This is a genomic window from Nitrospira lenta (genome assembly GCF_900403705.1).
In the GTDB taxonomy this organism is placed as follows: domain Bacteria; phylum Nitrospirota; class Nitrospiria; order Nitrospirales; family Nitrospiraceae; genus Nitrospira_D; species Nitrospira_D lenta.
Window position 1 is genome coordinate 892,360 of the sequence record NZ_OUNR01000001.1, and the last position, 21,414, is coordinate 913,773.

The window sequence follows — 21,414 nt, forward strand, 5'->3', positions numbered from 1 at the left end:
TGAGATTTACTGTCTGCATGCGTGCCATCTGCCTCCAACATGTTCCCTTCGAAGGCCCCGGAGCCTTTGCTACTGCGCTGACTGATCGCGGCGTGAGACTCGATCGATATCTCGTGCCGCAAGACGGGCTGCCGAAGGATGCCGGCGATCTGCTCATAGTGATGGGCGGGCCGATGTCGGTGAATGATTCGAATCAGTGGATCGCCGAGGAAACGGCCTTCATTCGATCAGTCCTACTTTCCAGAACTCCTGTCATTGGCGTCTGTCTCGGCAGTCAGTTCATGGCGAAGGCATTGGGCGCGACCGTACGGCCTGGCAAGGCACTGGAAATCGGCATGACGCCGGTAAGACTCGCGCCCGAAGCCAAGCAGGATCCGGTGTTCGCCACGCTGCCCGATTCGTTCGATGTCTTCGAGTGGCATGGGGAGATCTTCGACTTACCCCAGGGCTGCGTCCCGCTGGCCGGTTCCACGATTGCGCCGCTGCAAGCCTTTCGCTATGGCACCCAGGCCTACGGGCTGCTGTTTCACTTGGAGATGGAGCAGGCCGGGATTGATGCGCTCTGCCGGGAATGCGCTTCGGACCTGACGAAGGCGCAGCTCACTGCCCCGGATGTGACAGCGGCGGCGATCTCGCACCTCCCCACTCTGCACCGGTTTGCCAACCGGCTGATCGGGCATCTTCTTGCTTCTGGGCGTTGATTGACGGCACTGCTCTGAAGTACTCTAACCGACCGTATTGGTACAGCCATCAGATGTAGGCTGAACGCTGATAGCTGAAGGCGATCCCCACAAAAGGAGTTGGAGTCACCATGGCTGGTTTTCCCATCGAATTCGCTACTCGCATTAAAACCTTACCCCCCTATCTCTTCGCTGCCATCGATAAGATGAAGCAGGCGGCGATTGCCAAGGGCGTAGATATCATCAACCTCGGCATCGGCGATCCGGATTTGCCCACGCCCGCACCGATCATCGAGAGTCTGGCGCAAGCGGCCAAGAACCCGAAGCACCACCAATATCCCTCCTATGAAGGCATGCTGTCGTTTCGTACGGCGGTGGCCGATTGGTACAAGCGCCGGTTCAACGTGACGCTGAACCCAGCCGACGAAGTGCTGACGCTGATCGGGTCGAAGGAAGGCATCGGCCACATCCATCTGGCATTTGTCGATCCGGGCGATATCGTGCTGGTCCCCAGCCCCGGCTACCCGGTCTACCCGGTCGGCACGAGCTTCTGCGGCGGGGTCTCGCACATCATGCCGCTGACCAAGGCCAACGGGTTCCTGCCGGACTTGAATGCGATCCCCAAAGATGTGGCGAAAAAAGCCAAGCTGATGTGGCTGAACTCGCCGAATAATCCGACATCCGTCATCATGACAAAGGACTACTTCAAGCGGGTGGTCGAGTTCGCGCAGGAGAATCAGGTCATCGTCTGCCACGATGCGGCCTACTCGGAAATTTTCTACGACGGCAAGCGCCCGGCCAGCTTTATGGAAGTGGACGGGGCGAAAGATGTCGGCGTGGAATTCCACTCACTCTCCAAGACCTACAACATGACCGGCTGGCGCCTCGGGTTCGCCGTCGGCAACAAGGACGTGTTGGCCGGACTGGGCAAGGTAAAGAGCCAGTTGGACTCGGGCGTGTTTGAGGCGGTGCAGGCGGCCGGCATCACGGCACTGGGGCTGGACGATTCGGTGACGGACGGACTGCGCAAGATTTATCAAGAACGGCGCGACACATTGGTGCCGGGCCTGAAGAAGCTCGGGCTCGAGGTGGATTCGCCGCCGGCCGCCTTCTATATTTGGGTGACGGTGCCGAAGGGCTATTCCTCCGCCTCATTCACCGCGCATTTGCTGGAAAAGGCCGGCATCGTGACGACGCCGGGTAACGGATTCGGCGCGCCGGGCGAAGGCTATATCCGCATGACCGTATGTACGACCAAGGAACGACTGGCAGAAGCGGTGGAGCGGATCAAGAAGGCGGGATTCTGAGCAAGACGTCATTCGCCACTCGTCACCCGTACAGGCTTCCTCACGAAGGACAAGTGGTAGTTGACGGACGTGTGGGCAACCGTCTACATCGGCTTCGGAGCAATCGGACAAAGGCTACAGCCGCATGACAGTGTGTACAACGAAAGATCGGCTGGCGGAAGCTGTTGAACAGATCAAGAAGGCGGGATTCTAACGCGCTGTGATTTAGGTGGTGAGTGACGAAGATGTGCGCCGGGCAGGCCTTGTTTCCCCGTCACTCACCACCAGTTACTGGTCACCATGAGAGAGACGGTCTACATCGGCTTCGGGTCAAATGTCGGCGATCGCCTGGATTTTTGCGATCGGGCGGTGACGCTATTGAGTCTGCTTCCACACTCACAGGTCACCGGCATTTCACTGCTTTACGAAACCGAGCCTGTAAATGACCATGCGCAGCCTGGGGACGGTTGGTTTCTGAATGGCGTCGTGCAACTCGAGACTGACATCACGCCCCGCAGTTTGCTGACGATCTTGCGGGAAATCGAGCGCTCGTTGGGGCGCGATGAGGAGAATCGTTCAGGCCCCAGAACCATCGACCTGGATATTTTGTTTTATGGCAGTCGTCTCATCAATGAAGCGGATCTCGTGGTGCCGCATCCTCGGCTGCAGGACCGGCGGTTTGTCCTGATGCCCTTGAACGAACTCGATCCGCTCCTGGTCCATCCCTCGCTTCAACGCACAGCCACGCAGTTGCTCGCGGACGTCAAGGACCAGTCTGAAGTCCGCCTGCTCTTCCCCCAGCCGTCGACGCGCTACGGCTCCCGTCCGTCCTGTAGCCCTCGTCAGGATTCATGAGAATCATCCGGCCCCCCAAAACCATGGCCGCCTGGAGTCAACGGCTCCACCGAGAAGGGGTCACGATCGGATTCGTCCCGACGATGGGTGCGCTGCATGACGGCCACCGCGCGCTGATACGCGCTGCCCGGCTGCAATGCGATGCGCTCGTCGTCAGTATTTTCGTGAACCCGACCCAATTCGCCCCGACGGAAGATCTCGCCAAATACCCGCGGCCGATCGCTAAAGACCGGGCGCTCTGCCGAGCTGAGGGAGTCGATGTCTGTTTTGAACCGGGCGTCACGGCGATGTATCCGGAGGGTTTTGACACGGTCGTCACGGTTCCCGGAATCGCCAGGCGCTGGGAAGGCGAGAGCCGCCCGCATCACTTTGCCGGCGTGGCCACGGTAGTCACAAAACTCTTCGGGATGGTGCGGCCGGATATCGCCGTGTTCGGACAGAAAGATTTTCAGCAGGCCGCCCTTGTTCAGCGCGTGATCGACGACCTGAGCCTGGGAGTCAAGCTGATCGTATACCCGACCGTACGCGAGCAGGATGGACTGGCGATGAGCTCACGGAATGTGTATTTGTCCGCGACTGAGCGCGCACTGGCCCCCATACTCAATAAGAGTTTGCAGGCCGGGGCGGCGGCGATCAAAGATGGGGCGACCGCAGGTCGGAAGATTCACGCGGTGATGACACAGGTGCTGCGCCGGGAACCAGCCGCAGCCGTCGACTACCTTGCGGTGTGCGATCCGGACACCCTCACCCCGCTCGAATCCGTGCGCGATCGAGCGATCCTGCTGGGAGCCATCCGCATCGGACACGTGCGGCTCATCGACAATGTAGTGGTCAGAAGGCCGGCGAAACGAGAACGGCGCTAGAGCCACGCGGGAACGATCTATGTCAGGAATAGGTATTCGAGTGCCCGCTCTGGCCGACGAGCAGTCCAAGCACGACTTGGCTCAAACGGCGCTGCTCATCCGGACGAAACTCCAGAAACTGTATCCCGACTGATTCCGGTCTGACGGAACAGACCATCGCGGTTTCGATTCTGATTTCCTCCCCCGCGATACTCGACTTCAACACTAGCTCGACAAATGCCCCCTTGGCCAATCCGCCCGCCAGGATCGCGCAGCCCCCCATTGAAATATCGGTAATGCGATTGGTGAAGGGCAACAGCTTGCTGTCGATCACTTGGGCGTCCATCGCCGTTGCGAGACGTTTGAACTGGCGGCGATCGAATGCCTGCGTGCTTTGGCGCGCGCTCAGGTAGAAGGCGCGGAAGCGATTGGTGCAGAGCTGGCAGCGAAATGGAAACATGCGGATATGGTTGAGTGCTTTCTCAACCATTCCTTCGTTGGAAGTCACTCGAACGAACGACGTTCCGCAACTTGGACAGTGCAGCGATTTCATACGCCTCGCAGCATCTCCTCACCACTCCCGACCGGCCTCTGCGATTCTTCGGACGCGCTCATTTGTATCGCCAATAACGGTGCGATGTCGGCCGGTGAATAGGTTGGGGGCTTGACCCACTTGCCATCCTCGCGCTTATATCCGCCGACTTTACTGAGATTCGACCGGTGGACCTCTCGAAACACCGGCCCCATATCAATACCATACGAGACGGCTGTGCCATACACGACATAGAGCAGATCCGCCATCTCCTTGGCCACGGCGGCCAAGTTGCCCTCCGCCATGGACTCCTTGAGTTCGTCGAACTCTTCCTGAATCAGACGGATACGAAGCCGCTTCGTCTCCTCACTGGCGGCTGTGGGAGTGTCCTGCACAAGGCTGTCGAATTTCTTATGGAATTCTTCGACCATCGACTGCTCGTCCGTCATGCGTACTCCTTACTCACCGTCAAACGGCAATGTCCGGCGCGGCACCAGCTCAGCCGGCTCCAACTGCGGGATCTCTTTTTCCGACGCCACCCCAAGCTCTTTAAACCGGCGCGCTGCCGGAAGGATTCTCGTTTCCAGCGAACCCACCGCCCGATTATAAGCCGACACACTCTTGCCTAAGGCTTGTCCGACATCGTTCACATGCTCAGCTAACACCGCCATGCGCTCGTAGAGATCTTTCCCCAGCCGTCCGGCTTCTTCCGCATGGGCATTCATCTGCTCCTGCCGCCAGCCATACCCCACGGCCCGCAAGAGCGCGATCAACGTGGTAGGCGTAGCCAGCACGACTCCGCGCGTAAACCCTTCTTCGATCAAGCGCGGATCATGATCCAGCGCTGCGCCGAGAAATTGTTCACCGGGGAGGAAGAGCACCACAAACTCAGGCGCCCGTTCAAATTGCGTCCAGTAGGCCTTGAGCGATAACTCGTCCATCCGGCTACGGACCTGCGCGGCATGCCGCCGCAAGGCGTCGATCCGACGCTGATCGTCCGGAGCTTCGTGGGCATCCAGATAGGCCGCCAGAACCGTCTTCGCATCGACGATGATCTGTCGGCCTCCCGGCAGCCGTACCACCATGTCAGGACGGAACCGCCGATCCTCGCCGGTGACGCTTTCCTGCTCGAAGAAGTCGCAATGATCGACCATCCCGGCCAACTCGGCCACCCGCTTCAGCGTGATTTCACCCCACTGACCACGGACCGTCGGCGCACGGAGAGCCTTGACCAGGTTGCCGGTCTCCTGCTGGAGGCGTTGATGGGACTCCGCCAGCGATTTCAGGTGCTGATCCAGCCCGCCATACGCCGATTGGCGCGATTGTTCGAGCAACCGCATCTGTTCATCGTAGCGCTGCAGCGAATCATGGAGCGGCTTCACCAGCCCGTCGATTGCCTGTTGCCGCTGTGACAGTTCGCCCTCGGCTTTGGCCTGAAGGGTTTCGAACGACACGCGTGCCAGATTCAAGAAGGCCTGATTGTTTTTCGTGAGCGCGTCGTTCGACAGCGCCTGGAACGATTCGAGCAACTGCTGGCGGGATTGATCGACTAATTGCTTTTGTTCGGCGACATGCTTCAGCGCTTCTTCCGTGCGCACTTCGGCTGAGGCCCGCGCTTGCTGGACCGTCGCCAGGTCAGCCCGAAGCTGCCCCCCTTCCAGGCGATCCTGCTCCAACTGACGGCGCAACTCCGCCTCCAGCGACTCCGCTCGTTCGGCCCGGGCACTGAGTTCGACTGTGTGCTGTTGCCATTGTCGGGAGAGTCGGCCAACGCCAAGAAACCAACCGACGAGCGCGCCAGGGACAAGACCGATGACAATTCCCAGCAATATGCCGGTCACATCCATTGCGCTACCCTCTCCGTCATCTGACGCGCCGCATCCTCACGGGCAAAAAATCTATTCGATAGTAAAGTACGGCCTGGAGAATTTTTGGAGCGTACGAGATACGCTATCAAAGGTCAAGCACCGAAAAGTCCCAATGTCATTCGGCCCTACCGCCATTCACCTAGGGACGCTATTAAGCAAATCAACGCCGAGTTGGATTGGCCACGTCGTTACTCACGGTGCCGATCACGGACGGATTCCCGACGCCGCACAACCCCGGCTGCCGCATCTAGTTCAATCACCTCGCCATCGCGCACAACCGTCGTGATCCCCGGAATATTGGCCACTGCCGGCAAGCCATATTCACGGGCGATAATCGCGCCATGCGACAAGGTCCCGCCCATCTCGACGACGAGCCCTGCCGCAATCCCGAATAACGGCGCCATCCCGGGGTCGATCACAGGAGCGACGAGGATGTCGCCGGGAGTCACCTTCTTCCAATCCTCCACGGTTCGGATCACTCGCGCCGGTCCCATCGCAAAACCGGCACTGATCGGCACACCCCGCCACTCTGCCGCATCCGGCGAGTGCTCCGCCGTGAGCTCTTCCGCTCCATCGATCAACTGATCGGAGGCCGCCATCTGAACATCGCGGGCACGCGCTTGCTTGCGCGACTGCACCAGGGCACGCCAATCACGCGCTTCCAGGCTGAGCAACGGCTGTTGCTCCTCAACGCGGATAAAGAAGACATCCTCCGCCTGATCCAACCGGTCTTGTTCCGTCAGCAAGACGCCTGCCCGCATCAATAGCCGGCGCGTCGCACCCGCGTAATACATCAGATGATGTCGATTGGCTTCCCGTAGCGCATAGAACCGACACAGCCTCCGGTACCACCAGGAGAACACCATCCAACGGAGCCGGCCACAACGAGCACGGATATCTGCACAGCCCTGCTCACGCACCCTCCGCTGCCGTGCCGCAATGTCTGTCGGCGATTGAGCCGTTGGCGCGATGATTTGATGACGCAGTACATCCAGCACGACTTCCGGCTGATCCGCAAATCGCGGGGACATGATATCGGACTCTCCCAGCCCCCGATGACCATAGTCGGCAAGATACTGCTCAAAGAGCCCCCAGAATTGCGTCCCACGGAGCGCCTGACCCGCCGCTCGCCCATCCCAGTCCGCGCGCTCAAACAGCCGCCGGACTGGTTCCTCACGACGCGCGACCTCGACCAGTTCAGCCAGCCTGATAATCTGCTGTGCGCTGATGACCTGTGCCTGCCCTTGGAGTGCCGCGTTGAGCAACCCACGCCAATCCGTTCCCAGCCAGCGCGGCAACAAAAACCCCAGCGCCTGTAAACATTGCGTCACCCCGCCGGCAATGCCGAACGTCATTTCTCGTCGAATAAATTCCTCGTTCAAGGCCTGGATCCGCTCGCGAACCTGGACCAGCGTCAGTGCCTGCACCGCCTCGTGATGATGCTCCAGCCCCATCCGCTTCATGTCGGCAAACCAAGGCTCCGACTGGCGAGCCGCCTGGCGGATCCACCAAGCAGCCAAGAATCCCGCCCGCAGCAAGGCTACGGGACTAAGCTGTTTGACGGGGAGCGGCCTGGAGACGGTATGCCCGCCCATATGTTCCGCCAGCGTCGACGTGTCGCCGCGTAGCTGTTCGATCAGCGCATGCATCAGACTCACATTGAGATAAGGACGGCCTCGATACACTCGAACCGAGGACATGCCGGGAGGGATTTGGCACCCCAACCGCCGGTACGGCCCCATCAGAAACAGATCCATAAACTGTTCGAGGAACGAGATCCCGAGCGGGCTGGGCACATCCGGCATCGTCTCTTTGAAATTAGTACGGGACCATTCGCAGACAGCCCGTACCGACGGAGCCTCTGTCGACACAACCGTGACCGGCCGGGCTTGCAAGAACCAGAGTCCCTGCCGGTCCATGACCCATTCAATGTCGACGGGCTGATCCAGCGCCGTCTCCACCCGCTTCCCCAGTTGAACCAGCGTCTCCAACTCTTCGTCCGTGAGCGACGGCCGCTCACGCTCGGATGACACGAGTTCCTGATCACATACGCCGGCGGCCCCCAGCCGCAAGGCACGTTCCTTCTTCGCAATGACTCGTTCCTGCACGCGAGCGCGTGAGGTCGAAGTATCCCATTGCAACGTGAACTGATCCGAAGTCATCGTACCATCGACAAGCCCCGCCGCAAGACCCGGCACCGCATTGACCACAGCCTGATCCTGACGCCCCGTGACGGGATGAATCGTATAGAGCACGCCAGCGGCATGGGCATCGAGTACCGGCTGAATGACCACTGCCATCGCCGGCGGACGGTCGCTCCACCCGATCCGCTCGTAATAGGTTGCCACTGACTCGTCCCACAGCGACGCCCAGACGGCTTGCACACTGGATCCCAACTGTTCTCCGGCAACACCCAACTCTGTGTGATACAGCCCCGCGAAGCTGGCGTGAGTCTCGTCTTCATTCGTGGCAGAGGATCGAACGGCCCAACGCTGATCGACCGGATGCCGCATAGCTCGGAGATGCCGCTCCAGCTCTGTCAGGCACTCGCCGGTGAGACGGCCCTCCTGAATCCGCCTTCGGCAGTCTTCTAGGAGTGCCACGCGGGCCGCTCCTGTGGCGCTCTGCACCTGCCTCCAGATCGCTGCAGCATCCATCTGTTGATCGCGCAGGAACTTCCGGTAGGCTTCGACGGTGAGACAGAACCCATGGGGAACGGGAAATCCTTCGATAAGTAGGCGCGCCAAGCCCGCCGCTTTCCCTCCGGCCAAGAATCGATTGGTACAGTCTTTGAGAGGTAGAACCAGCGGCGAAGGCATGGACCGGATACTAACTAGAGTGCGAGGAGAAGGTAAAGGTCGTTCACGTTGGTCCCGGTGGGCCCTGTCACAATGTGACTCTTGAGTGCGCGCAGCGCAGGATAAGCATTGTGTTGCGTGAGTGCGCGACGAAGATTCAGGCCGTTGCGCTTTGCCTGATCAAGGGTGGATCCAGACACCACCGCGCCAGCCACATCCGTCGGACCGTCAGTCCCATCGGTTCCGATCGCAGCAACCCAGGTCTTGTGAAGACCCGAGATTTCACCAGCTGCCGCCACGGCAAATTCCTGTGCGCGGCCACCTGTGCCACGCCCTGTAACCGTAACCGTCGTTTCCCCGCCAGCCACCAGGCAGTAGGGTCTCCGGACAATTCCATTTCCCTCGGACAAGCGCGCTGCAAGTGATGCGAAGGTCTTTCCGGCTTGAGCGGCTTCGCCGACAAGGGGGGTCGAAAATAGAACGGTTCGCAGGCCCGCGCGTTGAGCCGCTTGCGCGGCGGCAACGAGCGTCATCTCGTTATTCCCGATGATCTCATGCTGCACCCTTCGGAATCGGGCCGCCCCCGGCTTCGGCGTCTCGCTAACATCGCCGCGGTCCCCGCGCTCAAGATGTCGGCGGATTGACGCCGGCGCCTTCATCCAGATTCGTCGCCGCTTCATAATCGCGATCGCCTCACGATAGGTCGAAGGATCGGGAGTCGTCGGACCGGAACCGATAGCCGTCAGTTCATCGCCGATCACATCGGAGAGAATCAACGTGACAATCCGTGCACGGGTGGCTTCGGCGAGGCGGCCGCCCTTGATCGTCGAGAGATGCTTTCTGACCGCGTTGACCTCTTGAATCGCCGCGCCGCTTCTCAGGAGTAGTTGCGTAAGTTTCTGTTTGTCGGCAAGACTGACCCCGTCGACCGGAGCGGGAATCAAACTGGATGCCCCGCCTGAGAGCAGCACGATGAGCAGGTCGCGAGGGCCTAACTCGGCCGCTCGAGCGCACAGTTGCTTGGCGGCTTCCAGCCCGGCCCGATCAGGGATCGGATGACCGGCTTCGATCACGGTCACGCGTTTGGTGGGAAGGCGATGGCCGGTTTTGACGACAATAAGCCCGCCGTCCAGATAGGGGCCCAATACCCGTTCAAGAGCTTGAGCCATTCGCACTGAGGCTTTTCCTGCCCCGACCACGACCACTCGATCGAAGAATCGCAGATCGTAACGGCGGTGGCCCACCTGTAAGCGATGACCGGCTCGATGAACGCACTTGAGGAGAGCGGAAGCGGGGTCCGCCGCCCGCAACCCCGCCCCGATCACACGCCTGAGAATGGATCGGGCGGAAGATGCCGGCAGCGCAAGAGGCATGGGGCCTAGGGAGTCTTCGCCTGTTTGAAACAGCGGCTCGGGCAAGTTTGACGCGGCACTCTGATCTGATAGGTGCCCTGCGGAAGGACGTCTTTCTTGAACTCCGGGTTGAGCATCTTCAGCTCTAGGAAATAAGTCCCGTATTCTTCGGCAATCGCGGTCAAGGCCCGTTGCGAATCTTTCACGGTCACCGTGACGGTCTCAGTCTCCAACGGCACATAGAGGTCTTTCTTGCTCAATCCCAAATATTTTTCAGGCTGTGAATAGATCTCTTTCGCTGCGATGATCCGAGGCACGTAGCGCATGGTTTCACGCGGACCATGCATCTTCCAATAGTCGGTGATCTTTTGCTCCTTGAGAAGTTTGCGCACTCGTTCTTCACCGGCATTGTAGGAGGCCATCGCTAAAAACCAATCGTTCTGCTGAAAATCTTTCAGATACTTCAGGTACTTAACCGCGGCCTCGGTCGACATTTCGAGGTTGCGGCGCTCATCGAGCACGGAGTCGCTCTTGAGGCGATACCGTTTCCCGGTCGACGGGATGAATTGCCAGGGACCGGAGGCCTTAGCCTTGGAATAGGCGGCAGCAATGCACTTGCTCTCGACTAAGAGCATGTACTTCAAATCGTCCGGGAGCCCGGCATCGGCCAGCTGTTTTTCGGCCGGTGGGAAGCACCGTCCGGTACGCTTCGCCAGGATGATGCTTTCGCCCTGGTCTTCCAGAAATTGGTAGAACTCGTATTCGATGCGCTCTCGAACCTGCCAGTTGTCCAGCGGAACCGGAACCCCGCCGAACGTAATCTTGTCAGGCAATTTGAACGAACTCAGAAAGTACCGTTCTCCGTCTCGCTTGATCTCCGGGAGAATCACCAATCGATCTTCCGGATCGGGCTGATTGTCCAGCGGTTCAGGGAGAAGGAGGTCGCGAAATCCCGTTTCTGATTTTGCCGCATCCTTGCCTTCGGGATGTCCCTGGACCGGTTCCGCCCAGGCTTGGCTTGCCCCCCAGCTAAGAAGACCCGCAAGGACCCAATATCCGATTCGCGCACCAGACTCTGCCATCCGAGGTACTCCTCTGTTATTCTTGAACTAATAAATGTAGGTCGTGGCCATGCTAACAGCAAGCCCAAACCCCAGCAAGCACGAATGACTTCTCATTCATGGTACAGTGATCGGCCATGCGCTCACTGACTGTACTGAATCACGCGATCACCGATTGCACGGCCTGTCCCCGCCTGGTGACCTACCGGGAGACTGTGGCACGAACCAAACGCCGGCAGTATCTGGCATGGACGTACTGGGGAAAACCGATTCCAGGATTCGGCGACCCGGACGCGGAACTTTATGTGCTCGGGCTCGCACCGGCGGCTCACGGCGGCAATCGAACCGGTCGGATCTTTACGGGCGATCGCAGCGGGGACTGGCTCTATGAAGCCTTGCATCACTTCGGATTTGCCAACCAAGCCTCATCGACGCACCAAGGCGATGGCTTGGCTCTCACGAACTGCTATATCGGCGCAACCGTCCGCTGTGCGCCTCCTGGCAATAAGCCGTTACCCGATGAGTTTGCACAGTGCGGCCGATTCTTGCGTGATGAGATGCGCCTTCTCACACGAAAGCGCATCGTCATCACGCTCGGAAAGATTGCTTTTGATCACTACCTGAAAACGCACAGAGCTGATGGACACACTATCCCGTCACCAACGCCTAAGTTTGGACACGGCGTCGCCTACCGTCTTCCGTGGGGAGACCTCCTGCTCGCTTCCTATCATCCCAGCCAGCAGAATACGTTTACCGGAAAGCTGACGCGACCCATGTTCCATTCGGTCTTTGCGCAGGCACGCCGCGAAATCGACAAGCTCCATCCCGCCAAGTGACCAGCGCACTTATTTCTTCGTCTGGGCATCCCAATCGGCCAGGAACTTCTTGAGGCCGATGTCCGTCAGCGGATGCTTGACCATTTGCTGGAAAATCGAAAACGGCATCGTGCAGATATGGCCACCGGCCAGCGCTGCTTCCACGACATGCTGCGGATGGCGAACGCTTGCCACTAAGACGAACGTCTTATAGTCGTAATTCTTATAGATGGTCAGGATCTGGCGGATCAGCTCCATGCCGTTGGAGCTGATATCGTCGAGACGCCCGATGAAGGGCGAGACACACCAGGCTCCGGCTTTCGCCGCAAGCAGCGCCTGGGTGGGCGAGAAGCACAGAGTGACGTTCACTCTGATGCCTTCAGCGGCCATCCGCTTGGTGGCCTTCAATCCTTCGGCAATGAGCGGGACCTTGACCACGATATTCTTGTGAATCTTCGCCAGTTCTTTTCCTTCCTTGACCATGGCATCCGCTTCGACGCTGACGACTTCCGCGCTGATGGGCCCGTCGACGATGTTACAGATTTCAACCAGCATTTCCTTGAAGCTGCGGCCTTCCTTCGCCACGAGGGACGGATTGGTCGTGACCCCGTCGAGCAACCCAAGACTGGCCGCTTCTTGAATTTCTTTTACATTCGCCGTATCGAGATAAAATTTCATGGGAGCATCCTTTCATTGTCGAGATGACGTTTACGCATACTCTGTGTCGGCCATTTTAGGGGGAACTCAAGTACGACGCAACGCGATACCGCGGTTTGACAGCTCTCCTGACGGGGGTTAGAATTTGCGCCTCAACCAAGCCGCACATCGTCCGTTGTGTGTCGCATCTGAGGAGGAATCGCTCATGCGTCTCTCTGCTGTGTTTTTGATCGGCTGCTTGGCTCTGACTGCCTGTAGCTCCAGCAATCCCTATCTTGAAGCCTCGCTCAAACCGGCCGAACTTCAAGGAAAAGACAAAACCTGGTTTGAGAAAAACTGGGGCACGCCTGACGGGAAAGCGCCTCGCTTCTTCGGCGGCGAAACCTGGACGTACTACCGCATTGCCGGCGGAAAGTCCGGCATGCCGCTATTTAATTTTTCACCGAACCAGTGTCAGATTCTGCTGAAGTTCGACAAAGAAGAAAAGTTGTCAGACTACAGTTACTCCGGCTGCTAACTCGATCGCGACTCCTGAAATTTCACCGCGCATTCCTGGCTGCAAAAGCAATTGGAGATCCCTCCGATCTCCCGAACAATTGCAGTTTTTCTCGGGACAAATACCCCGCAGACCGGATCTTGGACCATCTGATCGCCATCCAATGGCGGCGGGGTCGATCTACCGGCCTGCTGGAAATTCCGATACATGCTCCTCAAGAGCACGAATAACAGGACTAGCAATCCAATGATCAGAAATAATCTATACATAGTGTGTTCCAGTCAAGCTGACCACAATCCTATGGAACCGTCCTGGCACTGTCAAGGCTGAGCCTACTGCGCGGCCTGTTGCAACGCGTACAAGAATGGCCAAATGGCCTAGGGTACAACTAGGTAAAAAGGACTCTTGCCCCCTTCCATCCAGTACTTCAGAAGGATATGCATCCATTTCTGTAAGTGTTACAGTCCGCCCATGAAGACATGCGATAAATGCAGCGGTTCAATGTTGCCAGAGCGGGCGGTGGATTTGGACGCAGGACTTGCGATCACAGTGTTTGCGTGCTTAAACTGTGGTCGGAGAAAAGCAGCGGACCAAGAACCACGGCCCATCACGGCAAGACATTGACCGTCTATGGCAGAACCAAAACCACTTACGTACGATGAGCAAAAAGCTGCTGAGGCAGCTTTTGTTGGCGCTCCTTCGAATCCGAAATGGACGGAGGCCGCCCAACTGCTCTACGCCAGGCTTTCGGCGACGGTCCAGACTCGCTCGAAAGAGACGATCGGTACGTCAACCGGATCCGCGATTCATGACGGGAATACCACCCGTCGATGAAACCCGCGGTGACGAAGTTGTCTACCGTTCCCCGGACGGCCGTGCTGTGCTGTCCATCCTGCTATCGTATGATCAGCTACACACGCGACCAACTGGTCGTGTCCTGTGAGACCTGCGGCCACAGTTTCCCGCAATCTGCCCCCTCGTCGAATTAGCTCGAAACTTCCCACACGTACAGAGTCGGCTGTATAGCCGCATCCCTCCGCTGCCTGGAGAAACATTGCCTAGATGTTCATCCAGATCAAGCTGCACAGAGACCGTACGGAAATGCGCTGAAGTTGGTAGGGTGATACGAGGGGGAGGAAACCTGCCTCAATACTGACTCAGAACCGGATCACTTCAGACCTAACACGTCCATCATGTCATAGAGGCCCGGTGGCTGGCGCACGACCCATCGAGCCGCGCGCAACGCGCCACGAGCAAAGGTATCGCGACTGCTGGCACGATGCGTCACTTCGATGCGCTCGCCCATCCCGCCGAAGAGGATAGTGTGATCTCCCACAATATCGCCGGCCCGGATAGTCTGAATGCCGATTTCCTGTTTCTTCCGTTCCCCGATCAGGCCTTTTCTGGAATAGACGCCGACCTGATCTAGATCACGGTTGACGGCATGCGCCAGCACTTCCGCAATTTTCAATGCGGTACCGCTCGGTGCGTCTTTCTTGAGACGGTGATGCGCCTCAATCACTTCGATGTCGTAGTCGTCACCCAATGTTTTGGCCATCTCCCCGATGACTTTATAGATCAAGTTAACGCCCACGCTCATATTGGGAGACAACACGCAGGGAACGTGTCTCGCAAGCCCCTTGACCTCTTCAAGTTGAGACGGATTGAGCCCCGTCGTGCCGATGACCATCGCCCGGCGATGCTGCGCGACAATACGGAAATGCTCGAGCGTCGCATCAGGAGCGGAAAAATCAATGACGACTTCGCCGCGTTCCATCAACGCAGCCAGATCACTGGTGATAGCCACCCCGGCGCGCCCGGTCCCGGAGATCTCGCCGGCGTCATCGCCGATGGCATGATGCCCACTCCCCTCAAGCGCCCCGGCTAATGTCAACGCCGTCGAATCCCGCACCAGCGCAACCAACCGGCAGCCCATCCGTCCCGCCGCACCAGCCACTACAACTTTAATCATAACCGCGTCTCATCCTTCTGCCGGTCACACTAAATAAATCGGGCCTCTTTCATGACTTGCATCAGCTTATCTCGATTCTCTTTCCCCATCGGGCACAGCGGCAAGCGAAGCTCGGGATCGATCTTCCCCATCATTCCCAGCGCCTCTTTCACGGGAATCGGATTCGTTTCATAGAACAGCGCGGCAAATAAGGGCGACAGTTGGAAGTGGAGACGTCGAGCCTCCTCAATGTTTCCGGCCGCAAACGCCTTGACCATGTTCGCCATCTCAGTTGGAGCGATATTGGCCGTCACGGTAATCACACCTTGACCGCCGACCGCCATCATGGGCAGGGTCATCGCATCGTCGCCGGCAAGCACCGCAAGGCGACCGCCGCACGTTTGCACGATATCCGACGCCTGCTGAATCACTCCGCTGCCTTCCTTTACACCCACGATGTTCGGGATCACGGCCAATCTGGCGACCGTCGCCGGGAGCATATTCACGCCGGTTCGCCCGGGAATGTTGTACAGCACCAGCGGCAAATCGACGGCCTCGGCAATCGCCTTATAGTGGCGATACAACCCTTCCTGCGTCGGCTTGTTGTAATATGGCGTGATGAGCAGGGCGGCATCGGCCCCGGCCTCCTTCGCATGCTTCGTCAGCGAGATCGCCTCATCGGTACTATTGGAGCCAGTCCCTGCCGTAACAGGGACTCGACGGCGAACCACTTCTACCGTCAGCTCGATCACACGGTTGTGCTCCTCGTGTGACAGCGTGGCGGACTCTCCGGTCGTACCGCACGGGACAATACCGTTCGTACCCTTGGCAATCTGCCACTCGATCAGATCGCCCAACGCCCGCTCGTCGACTTTGCCCTTTCGAAAGGGTGTCACGATCGCGACATGAGAACCGGTAAACATAATGGCTCCTTCTCAAGGTACGGGAATCGGCAGGCCGCCCGCGCCTCGCCCTACTTCAAGAACGCCGGAATCATCTCGCCCTTGACCAGATCCTCGTACGTTTCACGCTCGCGGATGACATGGATGTCTTCGCCCTGGACCAGCACTTCCGGGATGCGGGGTCGCGAGTTGTAATTCGACGCCATCACGAACCCGTAGGCTCCCGCGCTCATCACCGCCATCAATTCACCCGGCTTCACGGCGGCCAGCAAACGGTCCTTGGCCAGAAAATCTCCCGACTCACAGACCGGACCGACGATATCGACCTGCTGCTTGGCTCGGTGGCCGGCTTCTTCATTGACCGGCTTGATTTCATGGTAGGCGCCGTAGAGGCTGGGGCGAAGGAGATCATTCATCGCCGCATCGACGATGACAAAGTTCTTGGCCTCCCCTTCTTTCAAGTACAACGCCTTCGTCACGAGGATGCCGGCATTGCCGACAATGACACGCCCCGGCTCCATCACCAAGGTCAGGCCGAGATGGGCTACGATCGGTGAAATCGCGTCCGACAAATCTTGAGGCAGCGGTGGTTTTTCCTCGGAATAGGTAATCCCCAACCCACCGCCGATGTTCAGATACTGGATGTTGATCCCCTGCGCTTTCAGCGTGCCGATGAGCCCGACAACCTTCTTCAATGAGTCTACGAACGGGGTCACCTCGGTGAGCTGGGAGCCAATATGGGCATGGACGCCGACCACCTCGATATGGCTCAGCGAGGCGGCCATCTTGTACTCTTCCAGTGCGCGGTCCGCGGCGATGCCAAACTTGCTCTTCTTCATCCCTGTCGAGATATAGGGATGTGTTTTGGGATCGACGTCCGGATTGATCCGCAACGCAATGCGGGCCTTCTTACCGACGGAGGCCGCGACATCGTTGATCGCGCGAATCTCCGCCGAAGACTCGACATTAAACATGAGGATGTCGGCCTTCAACGCGTCGGCAATTTCGCCAGCGTCTTTCCCCACTCCGGCAAAGACGATCTTTGACGGCGGCACTCCCGCCTTGAGCGCACGGAACAATTCACCACCCGACACAATATCGACTCCGCTGCCTTCCTTAGCCATCACTCTCAAGACGGCCAGATTCGAATTGGCCTTCATGGCGAACGCGACGATGTGCGGGATGTTCTTAAACGCCCCGTCATACGCATGGAAGTGCCGGATCAAGGTCGCGTGACTGTAGACATAGCACGGCGTCCCGACTTCTTTAGCGATGCGACTCACCGGCACCTGCTCGCAATAAAACTCACCTTGGCGATATTCGAAATTATGCATCTAGACAATCCTCATTCAATAATTTGAGACCCGCCACCGAAAACCGTGACGGAGCAGTCTTCTTGATGCGAGCAGCACGCGGGCTCGGTGAGCCCAACCCCTCGACTATCGTGTTCCGACCGGTCGTAACGGCGGCAATTCTTCGTCTTGCCCTTTTGGCTCCACCGGCTCTAGCGGAACCGCCGCCCCCGAGGTATTGTCCGCTCGCTGCACCGTACCAGACTTCTGCAGCTGTATCTTCTGTCTGGTGATCGTCGGATTGACGCCCACGTTCTCCGGAGCCACGGGCGAGCCCACGACGCCGCAGGCCGTCACCACGGTCAATACAGTGACGCTCACACCAGCCAAAAAAATGTAGCTCGTTTGCGTCATGCCAACAACTTCGTTAGTTCTTTGAGGCGGCGAACCACTTGCGCCCTGGCAGTCCCGCCGATTTGCGACTTCCGGTCGATCGCGCCCTGCACCGTGAGCCGTTGCAACACGGACTTCTCAAAGCGGGGCGAAAACACGCCGAGCTCTTTGACCGTGAGGTCGGAAAGTTCGCGCCCGGCATCCAACGCCCAGCGGACGATCTTGCCGGTAATCGCGTGCGCCTCCCGAAAGGGCACGCCCCTGGTCACTAAATAGTCGGCGAGCTCTGTCGCCAACATCCCGCCGCCCGTCAAGGCGCGAGTCAGCGCCGCCCGATCTACTTTGAGTCGGCGCATCAACTCCGTCATGACTTCGACACAGTCTTGCGTCGTATCGAGAGCGTCGAACAGGGCCGGCTTATCTTCCTGCAAATCGCGGTTATAGCTGAGCGGCAACGCTTTCAACGTCGTCATCAATCCGATGAGATGACCATAGACGCGGCCGGTCTTTCCACGCACCAGTTCGGGCACGTCAGGATTCTTTTTCTGAGGCATCATGCTGCTGCCGGTGCAGAATCCGTCCGGCAGATCGACAAAATGAAACTCTTGCGTGGCCCAGAGAATAAGTTCTTCGCTCATGCGCGACAAATGCATCATGATGACCGCCAGCGCCGCCGCCACTTCGATCATGAAATCGCGATCGGATACCGCATCAAGACTGTTCTGCGTGACCGCGGGAAAGTCCAGCAACGTCGCGGTGTAAAGCCGGTCCACCGGGTAATTCGATCCCGCCAGCGCCCCGGACCCCAACGGCATCACGTTGACACGCGTCCGGGCATCCGCAAGACGCGCCTGATCGCGCAAAAACATTTCCACGTACGCGAGCAGATGATGCGCCAACAACACCGGTTGGGCGCGCTGCAAATGCGTGTAGCCCGGCATCGGCACATCGAGATGTTTCGTCGCCTGCGCGACGAGCACGCGCTGGAATTCCGTAAGCCGTTCGATCAGGACCGTGAGCTGCTCACGCACATAGAGCCGCACGTCGAGCGCCACTTGATCGTTCCGGCTGCGCCCCGTGTGCAATTTTCCGCCGAGCGGACCGATCAACTCGGTCAATCGGCGCTCGATCGCCATGTGAATATCTTCGTCTTCCGGCAGAAACTTGAAGCGCTCCCGCTCCAGTTCGTGCTGCACCAGCTGCAAGCCTCGTACAATCGCCGCCTGGTCGCGGCGGCTGAGCACACCGGCCTTCGCCAGTGTCTGGCAATGGGCGATGCTGCCGCGGATATCCTGCGGGTACAGCCGCTTATCCACCGCGATGGAGCGAGAAAAGGCTTCCACTAACCGATCGGTAGGCTCGCGAAAACGCCCCGCCCAGGCCTTGCTCGGCTGCTTGCCTGCCCCCGCTTTGCCGGATTTCCGACTGGCCATTAGGACTTCGCTTTCCGCCTTTGCGCCCGAATCTTCAATCGCAACGCATTCAACCGGATGAAGCCCTCCGCATCTTTCTGGTTGTACACATCGTCTTCTTCAAACGTCGCAATATCCAACCGGTAGAGAGAATTCTTCGACTTCCGACCGGCGAGGGTGCAACTGCCCTTATAGAGCTTGACGCGAGCCGTCCCCGAGACATCTTTTTGCGCTTCATCGATGGCCACTTGCATCATTTCCCGTTCCGGGCTGAACCAGTACCCGTTGTAGATCAGATCGGCATACCGCGGGATCAGACTGTCACGGAAGTGCAGCACTTCGCGATCCATCGTCAGCGATTCCAGACCGCGATGCGCGACGTGCAGGATTGTCCCGCCCGGCGTTTCGTACACGCCACGGGACTTCATCCCGACGTACCGATTTTCAACCAGATCGACCCGGCCGACCCCGTGCGCCCCACCCAGCTTATTGAGATGCGCCAGTAGCTTGGCCGGACTCATCTTCTTGCCGTCGACGGCAACCGGGTTCCCCCGCTCATACTCGATTTCAACTTCCAGCGGTTTGTTAGGCGCCTTCTCGGGAGACACCGTCATCTGGAATATTTCTTCCGGCGGAGACTTCCAGGGATCTTCAAGAATGCCGCCCTCGTAGCTCACGTGAAAGAGATTCAGATCCATGCTGTAGGGCTTGGCTTTCGTCGCCGTCACGGGAATGCCGTGCCGGTCCGCGTACTCGATACATTCGCGACGCGATCGCAGCGTCCACTCGCGCCAGGGTGCGATGATCTTCAGACCGGGAGCCAGCGCCATATAGGTGAGCTCGAACCGCACCTGATCGTTGCCTTTTCCGGTGGCGCCATGAGACACGGCCTCGGCACCTTCCTGAAGCGCAATTTCGGCCTGTCGGCGGGCGATGAGGGGCCGCGCAATCGACGTCCCCAGCAAGTAGCAGCCTTCATACATCGCGTTGCCGCGCAACATCGGAAACACGTAGTCCTTGACGAAGGTCTCGCGCAGATCCTCGACATAGACTTTCTTCACGCCGAGCTTTTTGGCCTTCGCCTTAATCGCCTGCAAATCTTCGCCCTGGCCGAGGTCTGCGCAAAACGCAATCACTTCTGCCTGATAGGTTTCCTGCAACCACTTCAAGATAACCGAGGTATCCAGTCCGCCGGAATAGGCGAGAACAATTTTCTTGATCGATGTCTGTTTCATAATGCGCGCTTAGGCCCTGCCTTTCTTCTGAGTCAGCAACTGAACCAAAATGGCTTTCTGCATGTGCAGCCGGTTTTCCGCCTGATCGATAATGACGGACTGCGGTCCGTCGAGCACCTCGGCGGTAATTTCCTCTCCGCGATGCGCCGGCAGGCAATGCATGACGATGGCATCGGGCTTCGCCTTCTGCAGCAACCGCCCGTTCAACTGATAGGGCGCCAGCGTCCGCAGGCGCCGCGCCTGTTCCCGTTCCCGCCCCATACTGATCCACACATCGGTATACAGGACATCGGCATCTTTCACGGCAATCTGCGGATCGACTCCGACCTCGATGTCCGATCCGTTGCGGGCCGCTTCCACGCGAGCTCGGTCCACCACATGCTGATCCGGCTGATACCCGACCGGGCACCCCAAGGCGATGTGCATCCCCACCTTGGCGGCCGCTTCTATCAGCGAATTCGCGACATTGTTCCCGTCGCCGATATAGGCGAGCTTTACGCCTTTGAAGCGCCCCTTCTTTTCCTTGATGGTCATCAGATCGGACAGCGCCTGACAGGGATGGCTCAGATCGGTCAGTCCGTTAATCACCGGCATGGTGGCTTCCTCCGCCCACTCCTGCACGATGCCGTGATCGTAGGTGCGGATCACGATTCCATCGAGATAACGAGACAGCACGCGCGCGGTGTCCGCCACACTCTCGCCCCGCGAGAGCTGAATATCCGCCATGGGCAAGACCATCGCATGGCCGCCCAACTGATTCATACCGGCTTCAAACGACACTCTGGTCCTTGTCGACGGCTTCTGGAAGAGCAGCCCGAGTGTCTTGCCCTCCAGCAGAGAATGCGAAATCCCCCGCCGCAGCTTCATTTTCAGCGCTGTCGCCAGCCGCAGCAAGGCGTCGATTTGGGGACGCGGCATCGTCGCCACATCCAGTAAATCTTTCGCAAAGGCGGCGGTCCGTTTCTTCGATGTCCGTGAAGTCGCCAT

General features: G+C 58.7%; 20 protein-coding genes. 6 read left to right on the forward strand and 14 right to left on the reverse strand.

Annotated elements, in window-relative coordinates:
- Positions 1 to 17: 17 nt before the first annotated feature.
- The 4 genes from NITLEN_RS04250 to panC all read left to right on the forward strand — a co-directional run bounded on the left by NITLEN_RS04250 (position 18) and on the right by panC (position 3,684).
- Positions 18 to 701 carry a type 1 glutamine amidotransferase gene (locus NITLEN_RS04250; RefSeq protein WP_181416627.1) on the forward strand — a complete coding sequence of 228 codons (684 nt, stop codon included), beginning with the start codon at positions 18 to 20 and terminating at the stop codon, positions 699 to 701.
- A 110-nt stretch (positions 702 to 811) separates the two neighbouring features.
- On the forward strand, positions 812 to 1,987 hold the full coding sequence (locus NITLEN_RS04255; RefSeq protein ID WP_121988318.1) for an LL-diaminopimelate aminotransferase: 1,176 nt from the start codon (positions 812 to 814) through the stop codon (positions 1,985 to 1,987).
- Between the two features lie 279 nt (positions 1,988 to 2,266).
- Complete coding sequence (gene folK / locus NITLEN_RS04260) at positions 2,267 to 2,821, forward strand: 2-amino-4-hydroxy-6-hydroxymethyldihydropteridine diphosphokinase (protein ID WP_121988319.1); 555 nt, start codon at positions 2,267 to 2,269, stop codon at positions 2,819 to 2,821.
- Positions 2,818 to 3,684 carry a pantoate--beta-alanine ligase gene (gene panC, locus NITLEN_RS04265; RefSeq protein ID WP_121988320.1) on the forward strand — a complete coding sequence of 289 codons (867 nt, stop codon included), beginning with the start codon at positions 2,818 to 2,820 and terminating at the stop codon, positions 3,682 to 3,684. Before folK ends, panC begins: the two co-directional genes overlap by 4 nt.
- 22 nt (positions 3,685 to 3,706) lie before the next feature.
- Here panC and NITLEN_RS04270 read toward each other — a convergent pair whose 3' ends face one another.
- From NITLEN_RS04270 to NITLEN_RS04295, 6 genes are all read right to left on the reverse strand, one after another.
- Positions 3,707 to 4,216 carry a PilZ domain-containing protein gene (locus NITLEN_RS04270; protein ID WP_121988321.1) on the reverse strand — a complete coding sequence of 170 codons (510 nt, stop codon included), beginning with the start codon at positions 4,214 to 4,216 and terminating at the stop codon, positions 3,707 to 3,709.
- The gene (locus NITLEN_RS04275) at positions 4,213 to 4,644 is read right to left on the reverse strand and encodes a pyrophosphohydrolase domain-containing protein (protein ID WP_121988322.1); all 432 of its coding nucleotides are present in this window, start codon (positions 4,642 to 4,644) and stop codon (positions 4,213 to 4,215) included. The genes NITLEN_RS04270 and NITLEN_RS04275 overlap by 4 nt, the downstream gene beginning before the upstream one ends.
- A gap of 9 nt (positions 4,645 to 4,653) precedes the next feature.
- Complete coding sequence (locus NITLEN_RS04280) at positions 4,654 to 6,042, reverse strand: DNA recombination protein RmuC (RefSeq protein WP_121988323.1); 1,389 nt, start codon at positions 6,040 to 6,042, stop codon at positions 4,654 to 4,656.
- A 209-nt stretch (positions 6,043 to 6,251) separates the two neighbouring features.
- Complete coding sequence (locus NITLEN_RS04285) at positions 6,252 to 8,882, reverse strand: PEP/pyruvate-binding domain-containing protein (RefSeq protein WP_121988324.1); 2,631 nt, start codon at positions 8,880 to 8,882, stop codon at positions 6,252 to 6,254.
- 14 nt (positions 8,883 to 8,896) lie between these two features.
- Positions 8,897 to 10,234 carry a glycerate kinase type-2 family protein gene (locus NITLEN_RS04290; protein ID WP_121988325.1) on the reverse strand — a complete coding sequence of 446 codons (1,338 nt, stop codon included), beginning with the start codon at positions 10,232 to 10,234 and terminating at the stop codon, positions 8,897 to 8,899.
- Between the two features lie 5 nt (positions 10,235 to 10,239).
- Positions 10,240 to 11,295, reverse strand: coding sequence for a lytic transglycosylase domain-containing protein (locus tag NITLEN_RS04295; protein ID WP_121988326.1), 1,056 nt, complete (start codon positions 11,293 to 11,295; stop codon positions 10,240 to 10,242).
- 116 nt (positions 11,296 to 11,411) lie between these two features.
- Here NITLEN_RS04295 and NITLEN_RS04300 point away from each other — a divergent pair, with 116 nt between their 5' ends.
- Entirely contained in the window at positions 11,412 to 12,110 is a 699-nt protein-coding gene (locus NITLEN_RS04300; protein ID WP_121988327.1) for a uracil-DNA glycosylase, read from the forward strand.
- 9 nt (positions 12,111 to 12,119) lie between these two features.
- On the opposite strand, the gene fsa is transcribed toward NITLEN_RS04300, so the two are convergent.
- Positions 12,120 to 12,767: a fructose-6-phosphate aldolase gene (gene fsa / locus NITLEN_RS04305; protein WP_121988328.1), complete on the reverse strand. Its 648-nt coding sequence runs from the start codon at positions 12,765 to 12,767 to the stop codon at positions 12,120 to 12,122.
- Positions 12,768 to 12,951: 184 nt separating this feature from the next.
- On the opposite strand from fsa, the gene NITLEN_RS04310 reads away from it, so the two are divergent.
- On the forward strand, positions 12,952 to 13,263 hold the full coding sequence (locus tag NITLEN_RS04310) for a hypothetical protein (protein ID WP_121988329.1): 312 nt from the start codon (positions 12,952 to 12,954) through the stop codon (positions 13,261 to 13,263).
- A 1,147-nt stretch (positions 13,264 to 14,410) separates the two neighbouring features.
- Here the strand turns inward: NITLEN_RS04310 and dapB are convergent.
- From dapB to argF, 7 genes are all read right to left on the reverse strand, one after another.
- Entirely contained in the window at positions 14,411 to 15,214 is an 804-nt protein-coding gene (gene dapB, locus NITLEN_RS04320; protein ID WP_121988331.1) for a 4-hydroxy-tetrahydrodipicolinate reductase, read from the reverse strand.
- Between the two features lie 29 nt (positions 15,215 to 15,243).
- The gene (dapA, locus tag NITLEN_RS04325) at positions 15,244 to 16,116 is read right to left on the reverse strand and encodes a 4-hydroxy-tetrahydrodipicolinate synthase (protein WP_121988332.1); all 873 of its coding nucleotides are present in this window, start codon (positions 16,114 to 16,116) and stop codon (positions 15,244 to 15,246) included.
- A gap of 50 nt (positions 16,117 to 16,166) precedes the next feature.
- On the reverse strand, positions 16,167 to 17,429 hold the full coding sequence (gene lysA, locus NITLEN_RS04330) for a diaminopimelate decarboxylase (RefSeq protein WP_121988333.1): 1,263 nt from the start codon (positions 17,427 to 17,429) through the stop codon (positions 16,167 to 16,169).
- A 105-nt stretch (positions 17,430 to 17,534) separates the two neighbouring features.
- Complete coding sequence (locus tag NITLEN_RS04335; RefSeq protein ID WP_121988334.1) at positions 17,535 to 17,801, reverse strand: hypothetical protein; 267 nt, start codon at positions 17,799 to 17,801, stop codon at positions 17,535 to 17,537.
- Positions 17,798 to 19,213, reverse strand: a complete 1,416-nt coding sequence (gene argH, locus NITLEN_RS04340) for an argininosuccinate lyase (RefSeq protein ID WP_121988335.1) — start codon at positions 19,211 to 19,213, stop codon at positions 17,798 to 17,800. Before argH ends, NITLEN_RS04335 begins: the two co-directional genes overlap by 4 nt.
- Complete coding sequence (locus tag NITLEN_RS04345) at positions 19,213 to 20,427, reverse strand: argininosuccinate synthase (RefSeq protein WP_121988336.1); 1,215 nt, start codon at positions 20,425 to 20,427, stop codon at positions 19,213 to 19,215. The genes argH and NITLEN_RS04345 overlap by 1 nt, the downstream gene beginning before the upstream one ends.
- 9 nt (positions 20,428 to 20,436) lie before the next feature.
- A complete protein-coding gene (argF, locus tag NITLEN_RS04350; RefSeq protein WP_121988337.1) occupies positions 20,437 to 21,414 on the reverse strand; it encodes an ornithine carbamoyltransferase in 978 nt (325 codons plus the stop codon).